This is a genomic window from Aerococcus sp. UMB1112A, from assembly GCF_030230715.1.
Lineage (GTDB): Bacteria > Bacillota > Bacilli > Lactobacillales > Aerococcaceae > Aerococcus.
Genome location: NZ_JASPDS010000016.1, coordinates 27,675 through 41,799 on the forward strand (window position 1 = coordinate 27,675; position 14,125 = coordinate 41,799).

The 14,125-nt window shown below is 47.7% G+C and carries 3 protein-coding genes; all 3 read left to right on the plus strand.

Annotated elements, in window-relative coordinates; translation table 11 throughout:
- Position 1: 1 nt before the first annotated feature.
- Entirely contained in the window at positions 2-8,134 is an 8,133-nt protein-coding gene (locus QP860_RS08490; RefSeq protein WP_284912560.1) for an Ig-like domain-containing protein, read from the plus strand.
- A 1,023-nt stretch (positions 8,135-9,157) separates the two neighbouring features.
- Complete coding sequence (locus QP860_RS08495) at positions 9,158-9,628, plus strand: YSIRK-type signal peptide-containing protein (protein WP_284912562.1); 471 nt, start codon at positions 9,158-9,160, stop codon at positions 9,626-9,628.
- Between the two features lie 103 nt (positions 9,629-9,731).
- A partial coding sequence (locus QP860_RS08500) for a Rib/alpha-like domain-containing protein (protein ID WP_284912563.1) occupies positions 9,732-14,125 on the plus strand: 4,394 nt, incomplete at its 3' end.

Consider the following 14,125-nt stretch of genomic DNA (forward strand, 5'->3'; position numbering starts at 1 on the left):
TGTGGCTGAAACCATCGAAACGGAAAAGGACTTGAAAGTTCAAGACCCTAAACTTGCTGAAAAAATTGAAAGCCAATCAGATAACGGGGCTTCTGACGGTGCAGTTTCAACGAAGCCAGCGCCTAAAAAACCTGCTTTAGAAGAACAGACAGAAGTTGCTAACGCACCCACAACAGATGAAGATGGGACTGAACGCACAGGGCAACCTTTGAACTCAAATGACTTAGATGCAGCTCTTGATCAAAAAAATCCTGACGGTACCCTAAAGCAAAATAATATTCGTGACTTTGGGATTGATATTGAGGACTTAACTGAAGAAGAGAATACATCTAAAGACACCCTTAAGATCGAAAACCATGTCTACCTTGAAACGGTACCGCCAGTCGACCGTTACGAAGTTCGTTACGAAATTGACGAACGTTTGGCTAAACATATTAGCGATATTCGTTATATTGCTTCTGAGAGCGATAAGACATCTGACCGTGATTTCTCCTTCACTCGGATGCAAGATGCCGAAGATCCAAGCAAGTTAACCAATACTTGGCGTGCGAATGCTTTTGATGTTAATGTGGTATCGACTTCAAGCAATCCGAACGCCTGGAATAACTATGATTCCATCTTTGCCTCTTCACAAACAGGCTTATCAAAAATAGCGACGGTTCAAATTAAGTTTAACAAATCCTTAGCTGATATTATTGGTGCCTATCCAGATGCTCGTCGTCGTAATAACTTATTCTTCAATGCCTATATCTACGATCCTGTTGAGAAGAAAATTATTGAAGGTACTGTAGATACAGCAGTCGTTAAGACTGAAGACACGAATTTAGATAAGTTGCAAGCAGCTGGCCATGCCCAAGAAGTTCAAGGCGAATATTCTAATTCTAACGGTTTGGGACAGTATGTCGAAGGGGGCACTTACAACCCTCACACTGGCCAATACGATGAGAATGCCAAGATACGAGGCATTGCGGTTGACCAATACTTTACCAAGAAATCTTCAAATAGTAGCCCAAATTCACCAGCAAGCTTCCATTTCCAAGCGGATGAACGTTTACTGCCATATATTAAAGGTGTAGGGATTTACCAACTGTCTGATAGGTCAAGAGAATTCGATCCGAAGTCTCAAGTCTTCTATAATGGCCTAATCCTACATGCAAAAGGTGGGGTAGCTAAGACTCTACCAATCGCTAATGGCGGCGGACTAGAAGGTAAATTTGACCAATACTTCTTAGATTACAATCCAAGAACTGGTGCCGGACGTTTCCGTTTAGATCCTAACGACAAGGTTCAATTCAACGAAGGAGCCGGTGGTAACCCTTCATCTGTTCGGGTAGTCTACTATCTCAAAGACGACGTGAACATTAAGGACCTTGTGCCAAATAGCCTCGACCAACGCTATGTCTTTAACGGTTTCTTCTTAGACGAGAAGGGAAACTATGTCGCTAACACGGAAGCTAACATTGGATATAACTTCGGTGACTTTTCTGGCGACCCAAGCCCAATCACTAACGAAGGCAACCCTGGTGTGGATGATAGCTCACGGACTAATCCTAATGAGGATGAACTACCCAAACCAGCTAAACCTGAAATTAACTATGAATTGGCGGGCCAAAACCGGACCGTTCTGCTCAATACAGAAGTAACAGCTAAAGATTTAGCCCAAAACTTGACCAAGACAGCAGATGGCCAAGCTGTAGACCTTCCAGAAGGTACCAAGTTTAGCTTCGCCGATGATGAAGCGACCCAAGCTGCCTTGGTGGAATTGTTCGAGAAGGATGCAGACGGCAATGATAAGTTAGATGCTGAAGGCAACAAGATTTCACGTGGCTTCTTCGTAGATACTTCTAAAGTCGGCCAAAAAGAAGTCAAAGTGGTTGTTGAATTACCACGTTCATCGACTTCTAACTTGATTTCTGGTTTAGTTGATGTCAATAAGCGTCCAGGTGAATCCGGACAAAAAGTTTCTGAAGAACGCTTCATCCCACAAAGCAATGAAGACTCTCGCAATGAGAATTCAGAAGGCTTCTTCAATAACCTAGTCCATCAATTAGCAGATGCCATTACGCCAGAAGCTCAAGCCAAAAATGAAATTGATGTGACTATTTCTAGCTTGCTTCATGGTATTCCAAGTTCAAGATTAGAAACCTTGAAAAAATGGGACTATGTCATTGAATTCTCTGATAACTTGGCCAAGCACATTACCAAGGTTGAGAATGGTTCTGGTACTGAATTCGAACGGATCGTTAACCGCAATGGCGACAAGACCAATTCTTGGAGAATGCGTGCTTGGGGTGGCGCAGCAGACCGCGAAGCTTTGATGACCAATACGGCGGTTGGTGCCCAGTACAATTATCCCGCTAAGGTAACTTTAGATACGTCGATCAAGTCCATTATTGATGAGGCTGAACAAGAATTGGGACGTCCTGTCACTAACGGGGACTTTGGATCGACAGCCTTCATCTACAATAATGCCAACAAGGCCATGATCGAAGGCTCTTACTCTTCAACCTTCATGAAGGTTAACCCAACCCAATATGACGAAAAAGTGGCTAACGATAATGTGGCTAAGAACCCAACCTTCAATAACTGGTTCCGTCTCTCTGGTGGGGAAGTCAGCTACAAGGAAGGCGACGAAGTGAGTCCATATACAGGGTTGACCGGAGACAAGATGCGTGGCTTTGTCTTTGACCAAATCTTCGCTAAGCAAGGTGGGTCATCACTGAACACAGCTGGTGCGACGACCGACCCAATCCACTACCACTACACCGTGGACCAACGACTCCTACCATTTATTGAGTCAGCTGAACTCTACTATGTGCCAAATGGAAAAGACTTCTATAACAACTCAGCAGTGGGCTTGGACAAGAACTATATTCCTCAAGCCAAAGTCTTCTTCAATGGTTTAGACTCACGGAATGATGACTTCCAGAGCGAATTCAACCGTGAAACGGGTGAAGGTGTCTTCAAGTTAGATCCACAGAACGATACCGTGAGCCGGATTTTCAACTTTAACAACTCTCACTTAGACCCAGCGGCAGCTCGGATTGTCTACAAGCTCCGTGATGGCGTAACGACTGAAGATATCCTCAAGGCTTATCCAGATGCCAGCTTTGCCTTTACAGGTTATCTGACCCTTGATTCAGGTCCTGTTGTGCGTAACTCCAACGCCAATGTCGGCTACCGGATTTCAGATATCGATGGCGACGGCCGTCCTGATGAATTCCAAAATGATCGTTTGGCTAATTTAACAGAAGAAGAAAAACAAGTCCTCTCTCCAGTTGAGAAAGCGATCGTCAATGAAGGGCTCACAGGAACCAACGCCAATATCCTGGTTCAATCTGCCCGCGACAAAGACACTAGCATCCATGGTGTGGTCAACACAGGCTTCAGCGAAGAGGATGCACCAAGCGTTCAAGCGGCACTGGTTAACCCAGACGGTAGTGTGACTGAACTCGGAACATCAGCAGTTGACCCACAAAGCGGCGAATATAAGATCGCAATGCCTGAAGGCCAAAGCTTGACTCAAGGCCAAGAAATTCTAATTACTTTAACCACAGGGGGCAAGACCCACTCAGCCAACTACACCACAGTCGGCGAAGGCAACCCAGAAGTTACCGCTAAGGTGGATGTGCTTGACCTCAAAGATATCGACAGCGATCAAAGAGTAGCCAAGGGTCAAGAAATGACAGGGGTTAAGGTTGATCAATTTGTTGATGCCGCTGGTCAAACTAACCCAGCTAGCGTTGAGAACGGTCAAGTTCACTTCGCGACTGTCGATACAGATGGTCAAACAGAAACTGAACCACTCGCTAATGAATTGAGTGTTCGGATTGCAACAACGGATGACCAAGGCAATGTGACTTACCAAGATCTTGCGAGCGCAGGCTTAACTTATGATCCTGCTACTGGCCAAGTGACGGGTAGCCCAATCTTGCCTGAAGGTGAAGAAGAACATACCTACACCATTGTCGTGGATGCCAAGAACGCCAAGTCAGGGGATGCGACCAACCGGACCTTTACGGTAACCGTTTATAGCCAGGCTTCTGAATATACGCCAGCTTATGAAGCAGTTGATGTGGTCCCAGGCGACAAGGCTCAAACCGCCAGCCCAAGCTTTACCGATTCCAAGAATGAAGCTGCCCAACCAGCCTTAGATTCTAATGCAGCCTACACCGCGCCTGAGACAGTGGATGTGGATGGCACACAAGTAGCGGTTCATGTGGACCCACAAACAGGTGTGGTAACTGTTGATCCGGCTGAAACAGCCAAGGTTCCTGGCAAGGCTATTACGGTTCCTGTTACGGTGAAATACCAAGACGGATCAACCGACCAAGCCAATGCAACCATCAATGTGACTGACCCAGAATTTATCGACCGGACTAATGATCCAGATGCTCCTGTTCCTGCAGGCTACAAGAAGGTTGAACTCCTTGCAGGACAAGGCGTGACACCTTTTGAAGGCGGCGACAAGACTTACCATGTTAAGGAAGGCACCAGCATTCCAGCTGATAAGATCCCAACGCCTATCGCTGCAGCAGGCTATGAAAATCCTGTCTGGGACAATGATCCAGCTCAAACCGTAACAGCTGATAGCCCATCACGCTTCACTGCGAGCGCAAGTCCAGCCCCTGAAGCCGACACCACCGCTCCATCCATCACCGTGTCAGCCAAGGATATCCAAGCGACAGAAGGTCAGCCAATCGACCCGGTTTCTGTAACGACCGATGATCCGGAAGCGACAGTGACGGTTGACGGCCTACCTGAGGGCTTGGCTTACAACCCTGAGACCAAGCAGATCGAAGGGACGGTTCCAGCGGGTACGGTTCAATGGGCAGACGACCAAGATGAGTCCCGTGACTTCTCAGCGACCGTCAAGGCAGTCGATCCAGCGGGCAATGAAGCGACTGAGCCGATTAATGTCACCGTTCTCCGTGACACTGACGGTGACGGCCAAGCGGATAAGACCGACAAAGACGACGACAATGACGGCATCCCAGACACCGACGATGACGCGTCTAAAGTATGGGACGGCCTCGATGCGCAAACGACTGACGTCACAGCCACTAACGGTCAAGAAGTCCCAGCTGACACCAAGGTTGTTACACCAAACAAACCAGGTGCTAAGGTAACAACACCAGCTCCAGTCGACGGTCTCTCTGTTGATGAAGACGGTAATTTAGTAGGTACACCAAATGTGGACTTCCAACCAGGCGAAAGCGAAAAAGTTGTGGAAATCCCTGTTGAAATTACTTCGACTGGTACTGGACAAAAAGATGATCAAGGTCAACCAACTGACGAAGCCGTTCAACGGACCGTTAAAGTGACCGTAACGAATCCAAATCCGGCTGAAACACCAGCAGAATCTAGCGTGGAAGTGACCCCTAAATCACAAAACGCCCTGGAAGGTAAGGACATTACCCCAGTGACACCAGATGCTAAGAACTTGCCAGAAGGCGGCAGCGTCAAAGTGACCATCGATGGCCAAGACAACTATCCAGGTCTGACGGTTGATCCAGAAACCGGCCAAGTGACCGGCCAACCGGAAATCACCGACTGGGCGCCTGAGGAAGAAACCCGGACCATTACGGTAACGGCCGAAGTCCAAGACAAGGACGGTAATCCAGTCCGTGACGCAGACGGTAACCCAGTGAAAGCTGAATCAACTATTACTGTTTACCGCGATACCGACAAGGACGGCCAACCTGACAAGGATACGGGCATGCCTCAAGATCCAAACAATCCAAGCGTCCCAGGCATCGACCAAGGTGACAAGGACGATGACAACGATGGCTGGACTGACCAGGATGAAAAAGACCGCGGCACCGATCCGAAAGACCAAAACGATTTCCCAGAAGTGACCGAACCAGGCGCTGAAAACGAACCTGGCAAGGACACCACCACGGTAACCGGCAAGACCACGCCAAACACCGATGTGGAAGTCAAAGATAAAGACGGCAAGACTATCGGTACCGGCACTTCCGATGACAAGGGTAATGTTAAGATCGATGTGCCTAAGCAAAACCCTGGTGATAAGGTAACTATTACCCCAGGCAAGAAGGACGACCAAGGCAACTTTACTCCGATTAAGGATGACCAAGGCAATCCTCGTGGTGGCGCTGAAACCATCGTCAAGGAAACCCCACAAATCACCAATCCTGGGGCTAAGAACGAACCCGGTTCAGACAAGACCACTGTGACCGGCAAGACCACCGTTCCAAACACGACTATTGAAGTCAAAGACAAGGACGGCAAGACCATCGGCACCGGCACTTCGGACGAGAATGGCGACTTTACCATTGAAGTTCCTCGTCAAGAAGGCGGAGACACGGTTTCTGTGATCCCATCTAAGGACTACACCAATCCAGATGGCTCAACAGAAACTCGGACCGGTGACCCTGTCGAAACCACTGTTAGTGAAGATACTCCAGTCGTTGTCGGCGTGGAAGTCACACCAAAATCACAAAACGCCCTGGAAGGTAAGGACATTACCCCAGTGACCCCTCAAGCGGACAATGTCCCAGAAGGCGGCAGCGTCAAAGTGACCATCGATGGCCAAGACACTTATCCAGGTCTGACCGTTGACCCAGAATCCGGACAAGTGACCGGTCGTCCTGAAATCACCGACTGGGCTCCAGAGGAAGAAACCCGGACCATTACGGTTGAAGTTGCTGTCCTAGATAAAGACGGCAAGCCTGTCAACGATGCAGATGGTAACCCAGTGAAAGCTGAATCGACTATCACTGTTTACCGCGATACCGACAAGGACGGTCAACCTGACAAGGATACGGGCATGCCTCAAGATCCAAACAATCCAAGCGTCCCAGGCATCGACCAAGGCGACAAGGATGATGACAACGACGGCTGGACCGACCAAGAGGAAAATGACCGCGGTACCGATCCGAAAGACCAAGACAGCTTCCCACGTGTGACCGAGCCCGGCGCCGAAAACGAACCAGGCAAGGACACCACCACGGTAACTGGCAAGACCACGCCAAACACCGAAGTCGAAGTTAAGGATAAAGATGGAAATACCATCGGCACCGGCACTTCCGATGACAAGGGTAATGTTAAGGTCGACGTACCTAAGCAAAATCCTGGCGACAAGGTGACTGTCATTCCTGGCAAGAAGGACGACCAAGGCAACTTTACCCCAGTCAAGGATGATCAAGGCAATCCGCGTGGTGGCGCTGAAACCATCGTTAAGGAAACCCCACAAATTACTAACCCAGGGGCCAAGAACGAGCCTGGTTCAGACAAGACCACTGTGACCGGCAAGACCACCGTTCCAAACACGACTATTGAAGTCAAAGACAAGGACGGCAAGACCATCGGCACCGGCACTTCTGATGAAAACGGCGACTTCACGATTGAAGTTCCTCGCCAAGGCAGCGGCGACAAGATTTCGATCATCCCATCTAAGGACTACACCAATCCAGATGGCAGTGTGGAAACTCGGACCGGCGACCCTGTCGAAACCACGGTTACTGGACACACCCCAGCGACCAAGCAAGACAAGGACATCTACGAGCCTGAATACAAACCAGGTACCGGTCAACCAGGCACCAAGGTGGAAGTCGGCGAACCAATTTTCAGAGATGAAGACGGCAAAGTCGTGAACCCACCAGCCGGCACCAGCTTCAAGCCAGGCCAAGGCGAAACCGGCATCACTGTTGACCCTGAAACTGGCGCAGTCGTTGTCGAAGTCCCAGCCGACGCCAAGCCAGGCGACACGATCGAAAAATCAATCATTGTGACCTACCCTGATGGTTCAAGCGAAAGCGTCACCGTCACTGTGACGGTTGAAGGCAAGGGCGGCAGCGGCGTGACACCTACGCCAAGACCAACGCCTGAACCTCAACCAGAAGGCAAAGATGAAACCAAGGACGAGCCAGCACCTGCTCAAGACCCTGTCGAAAAACCTGGTAAGACAGAAGACAAGACCCCAGCTAAACCAGGTCAAGTCGCACTCAAGCCAGCCGCTAAGGACCAAGGCAAAGCTCAACAAGCTCCAGCCAAAGCCCAAAGCAAACTCCCACAAACCGGCGCTATCGCAGGTTTAACGAGCGGCCTATCCCTCGCCCTCGTCGGAGTCGGCAGCTTACTCGCCCTCGGCAAAAAGAAAAAAGAAGACTAATCGCAATGGGGATTGCTGACTAGCCTTCAGATTGAGCACCTCGCACGGAGCGGGGTGCTTTTTTGTTTTGATAGGGTTGAGGGGAGGCGCGTGCCTCCCTTCCTTGTGTATTAAGAGGAGCAAGACGGCTGGGGCTGTCTTGTAGCTTATTGGTCAATTGTTGAGGCTCTGATAGCTAGAGGAGTAGTGGTGCGGACAAGCGAAATGGCGTTTTGTCCGTATCTTGTGGCGAAGCGGACAAGAGTAGAGGCGTTTTGTCCGTATCTTAAGGAGAAACTGACATAAGGGTAGGGGCTCTGTCGGTAAGTGGGAGAGATACCGACATAAGCACAAAAATCTGTCACTTTCTCAGGTGAAATAGTGAGGATTTAGTTTTTGAATCATGAAAAATCCTAAAAGTTAGAAAAAAAGGGAGTAATGGCTAGAGAAACTGAATTAACGCAGGAGAAGATGCAGTATCACGCCTAGAAACTGCATTAACGCGGAAGAAGATGCAGTATCTTGCCTAGAAACTGCATTAACCTAGGAGAAGATGCAGCTTCCCTTGGACCACCGGCATTAAGGCAAGCGATAATGCGGGATCGGGGCTAGTGCTAGTTGGGCTTAGGAAGAGGAGGAAAGTTTAATCGGATTTTTGCTTATTATAGGTCCGCATAATAACAAAACACAATAATGTTCGATTGTTTAATAGAGAACCCCAGTGATGGAAAGCGAAAACCTTGATAGACAAGGCTTATTGATCAATGGTGATTCAAAGATTGAATCAGGAAGGCAATAAATGACAAACAAAAGTACAATAGTGTTCTGATTAAGGACAAAAACTGGTCTTATATTAATTCATCATAAAAGCCAATTTCTGTAACCGATATGAAAGCCTGTATAATCAATCTTTGGTCCATGTATCAAGAAATAGATTTCATGAAATAAGTTTGTGCTATTTTTATTCATTTATTAAGAACTATATAATCCATTTAAACAAATATTTCATTATTGCATTGTGTTTATTTTATAAGGAGGAGACATATGGTAGGTAAGAATAACTATCAGGTCAAAAAGGAAAAGCAGGCAGACAAGTTCTACCGCTATTCCATCAAACGACTAAGCGTCGGGGTGGCCTCGGTTGCGGTTGCAGCCGGTTTGCTGTTTACCAGTGATGCTGCCGTGGTTGAAGTAGCCGCCGCAGAAACTGGCAATACAAGTGCCCTCACACAACCGGAAGAAACAGAAGAGGAAAAAGCGCGCCGAGCTGCCGCTGCAGCCGCAGCCCTCGAAGCTGAGAAGAATACAGCAGCAGTTGAAGCACCAGCTGAAACAACTGCCGCTCCTGTAGCCGAAACGCCAGCAGAGCCAGCAGCTCCTGTTGCAGAAGCTGAGAAGAAGGCCGAAGAAGCCCCAGCTGAAAAACCAGCAGAAGCTGAGAAGAAGGCTGAAGAAGCACCAAAAGCTGAAAGGGTAGAAGCTGACAAGAAGGCTGAAGAAGCGCCAAAAAGCTGAAAAAGCTGAAGAGAAGAAAGCTGAGAAAGAAACTAAGGCTGATAAGAACTCTGAAGCTCGTGCTGGTCACTATGCCGCAGACGAAAACGAAAAAGCTGGCGAATTGAAATTCTTCGCTGCTGAAGATAAAAAAGCCAAAGATACCAATGAACCGGCTCCAACAGCTGATTTAACTTTTAGCTTAAAAGCTGGTGCTATTGAAGAGAAGAAGCCTGAAGAAGCTGTTTCTAACAAGGCAAGCTTGCCTAAAGGAACCACTTATGAATGGGTTAAAAAACCTCAAAAAGGGGATAAGGAAGCTCATGTGAAAGTAACTTATCCTGATAAGAGTTATGATATTTTAACCTTGCCAATCAACACTCCAGACAATGTCCCTGCCGAAGCTGCAAACGGGACTGAACTCATTACAGGTGGTGGAACCAGTGAAGCGGACGCCATTGATGCCACTGGTCAAAATCCAGAAGCCACCCAAATTTACCGTGGTCAAGCCTGGATCGAAAATGAACCGGCATTTGGTGATAAAGATAAGGGCGATGTACCTGCTGCTGGCCAAAAAGTTTATCTTCAATGGAAAGATGGTAAGGGCGTTGTTTCCCCTATCTTCTATACAGTAGTTAAACCAGATGGATCCTTTATCTTTGACTTATCCCGTCCAGTTATCTTAGCCGATGGTTCGGTGACCCAGTATAAATTAGCTGGCGATGCGAACTTCGGGGTAAGAACTTGGGCGTCACCTATGGAAGGTTATTCTGTAGTTAAGTCCGGGGATATGTACGGGGCACGTTTCCAAACTCGTTTGGACCGGACCCAAGAAAACTGGGACTTCACTGCTGGTATCAACCGGATTGTTAACGGGGTTATCCAATACCAAAGAAAACCAAACGTTGAAGGTTGGTTAGCTAAACCTGAAGACCAATGGGTAAGAGCCAATACCCCTGAAGGTTACTGGCCAGAAGACGGTAACTATGGGGTAATGCGCGGTAAGGTTTGGTATGAAGTTAACGAAACAAACGGTGGGGTAACCAACGAATACCTCGGCCAACCTGGTAACGGGGATATCTGGGCTACTGGTATGGAAGTTGTCGGTTCATATGTTAACGACCATGTTGCTCGCCAATTCGATGCTTGGAAGACAGCCAACAAGGGTTATACCCATGACCAATTCAAGGCAGCCCAACAACAAATCATTGCTGAATATGAACAACAATATGGCAAGGGGTCAGCCATTGCTGAAACGGTTGTTGGTAAGGTTGATAAAGATGGTAATTTCCGTATTCCATTCAAGGGGCTTTACGGCGTTTCAAGAGACCGTCAAAATCCTATCGCTGCTGTTGCCAATAGAGTAAGCGATGAGGAATATGGAACAGTTGTCAAAGATGAAGAAGTGACCCATAAAGATTCACGGCCATGGGATGGTATCGTGAACTTGAAGGCACGCCATATCAACTACGACTACTCTTATGTTTACCCATTATCCGGTAACCGCGACACCTGGATGAAGATGTATGAAGACAATATGTTCCAAACATCATACTCTATCGGGGGTCAATTAAATGCGGGGACTGATATTAGCGGGATTCAATTTGCCCTGTTGGCTGCTCAACCAGTTCATGATGTAACAAATTACGATACTAATGCGAAATTTGCTCGTCCTGGTGACACTGCTCAATCATCCACTAAGGGCCTTCACCCAAGCCAACCTTACAAGCAAAGATGGTTTAGAAACGGTAAGCCAGTCGGAACTGCAACAGAATTCACTACTGATGAGAAAGGTGAATACGGTTCAATTCCAATTACCGTGCCAAATGATTTAGAAGATGATGTGATCTATACATCAGCTATTTTCGCTTCTAACAACCAGGCCAATAAGTTGACCGAAGCCCTTTATGCGGATTCCTTCATGGCCCGTCCACCAGTTAAGAAAGTAAACAAAGATGACGAAGTGAAGAGAGGCTACGTTCGTGTCAGCTTCTTGCCAGGTAATGGTGGTAAATTCGATGGCAATAACCAAGAAGTTTACTATGACATCTTGGAAGGCAAGACCATCCAAGAAGCTATTGCAGACTCTAAGGGTTCTGCTGCGCCATTAGTCGTTCCAAATGTGACGCCAAATGACCCAGCTAAACCATTCAAGGGTTGGAAGGAAAATTCAAACAACGAAAATACTAAAGTTTACGCTAAAGATTTAGCAGACTACACTACACCGCTTGAAGCTGGTAAACCTGTGACTTTCGTAGCTGAGTACGACAAAGTTGAAGAAAAAGACAATTTTGACCCAGTCTACACCGAAGTCCCAGGCAAAGTCGGCGAAGAAGCATCTTCAACACCTAAATTCACCGACAAGGCGGGTAAGGACACCGCCAAACCAGCCGGGGCTAAATTTGCTCTAGGCGACAACGCTCCAGCAGGTGCAACAATTGATCCTGACACAGGGGTTGTGAAATACACACCTAAGGCCGGCGACGCTGATAAGACAGTTGATGTTCCAGTCGTTGTCACCTACAAGGATGGCTCAAAGGATAATACTACTGCACCAATCCATGTAGCTGCCCAAGACAAGATCAAGGACGTGACTGATCCAAACGCCCCAGTTCCAGAAGGCTATGTGCGTCTGAAATTCAATGCGGATACTAAAGATGGTTCAGTGACTGGTAAATTTGCGGACAACGCTAAGGTGAAAGCCTTCGACGTTCTTAAGGGCACCAAGTTCAATGACCCAGCTATCCAAGAGAAATTTGATGCGGTTGTACCTACTAACCCAGTTGCAGACAACCCAGCTAAGAAATGGTCATCATGGGAACCAATCTTTGACAATGAATTAGCCAAGGATACCCCAATCGAACAAGGGCTTAAAGGCGACACCCGCGAATATCACTCTGTTTACGAAGATAAAGCCTTCAACGAAGCCAATGTTGGAATCGCTAAGGTTGAAATCGTCCAAGACCCAACCAAGAAGGCCTACACTGAAGGCAAGGAAGGCGACAACAAGCTCGACCCAGCCGGCACCCAGGTGAAATTAACCGATGCTAATGGCGTGGAAAAAGTTGTTGGCCCAGAAGAATTCGGCAAGTATGGCATTAAACTTGGCCTCAAAGACGTACCAAACTACACGCCAGAAACACCTTTAACCAAGAAAGACCATGACGGTAAGAAGGTTGAAGTCACTGTTCCAGGTAAGAATGGCGAACTCAAGGCGGAATCCAAGGCCCCAATCACAGTTAAACAACAAGATAAGGATGCTTTGGAACCAAGCTATGCCCCAACTGAAGCCAATGTTGGTCAAGAAGCTGCTTCGAAAGCACCAACATTTAAAGATAGCGCCAATAAAGCAGTAGACACACCAGCTGGCGTAACTTTCGCTTTAGCTAAGGGTGCTCCTAAGGGCGCTAAGATCGATCCTAAGACAGGGGTTGTGACTTACACACCTGCAGCTGCTGACGAAGGCAAGGCGGTTAAAGTCCCAGTCGTTGTCACTTACGGCGACAAGACCACTGACCAAGCAGAAGCTACCTTCAACGTAGGCCAACGTCCTGACGTGATCGAAGCGACTGATCCCAACGCAGAAGTGCCACAAGGCTATCACAAGGTAACCCTCAAGGCTGGCGAAGGCACCCAAGTTCCAGAAAAAGTCCTCCACGTCAGAGACGGCAAGGGCATTCCAGCCGACAAGTACCCAGCTGCCACCATCGACCCAGCCAAGGCTAAGGACTACAAAGAACCAATCACCTGGTCTGTTGCAGCTAATACCCCAATCACCAAAGATGAGGTTATTGTAGCTAATGCTACTAAGAAGACCGATGCAGAGAAGAATACGCCTCAAGCTAAGGACCAAACCGTCAAAGTAGGGGAAACACCTAAGGCCGAAGAATCCATTGCGAACTTGAAAGACCTTCCACAAGGTACTAAGGTAGCTTACAAGGAACCAGTTGATACCAAGACGCCAGGTGAAAAACCAGCCACAGTTGTCGTAACCTACCCAGACGGTTCTACGGATGAAGTTCCTGCTAAGGTACAAGTCAAAGACTTAACTGACGCAGAAAAGAACAATCCACAAGCTAAGGATCAAACCGTCAAAGTTGGCGAAACACCTAAGGCCGAAGATTCCATCGCGAACTTGAAAGACCTTCCACAAGGTACTAAGGTAGCTTACAAGGAACCAGTTGATACCAAGACGCCAGGTGACAAACCAGCGACAGTAGTGGTAACCTACCCAGACGGTTCAAGTGAAGAAGTTCCTGCTAAAGTACAAGTCAAAGACTTAACTGACGCAGAAAAGAACAATCCACAAGCTAAGGATCAAACCGTCAAAGTTGGCGAAACACCTAAGGCCGAAGATTCCATCGCGAACTTGAAAGACCTTCCACAAGGTACCAAGGTAGCCTACAAGGAACCAGTCGACACCAAGACACCAGGCGACAAGCCAGCTACTGTTGTTGTAACCTACCCAGACGGTTCTACGGATGAAGTTCCTGCTAAGGTACAAGTCAAAGACTTAAC

What these genes read in the sequence shown, in the direction of transcription:
- QP860_RS08495 (WP_284912562.1), top strand. Translation starts at nt 9,158, where the DNA reads ATGGTAGGTAAGAATAACTATCAGGTCAAAAAGGAAAAGCAGGCAGAC.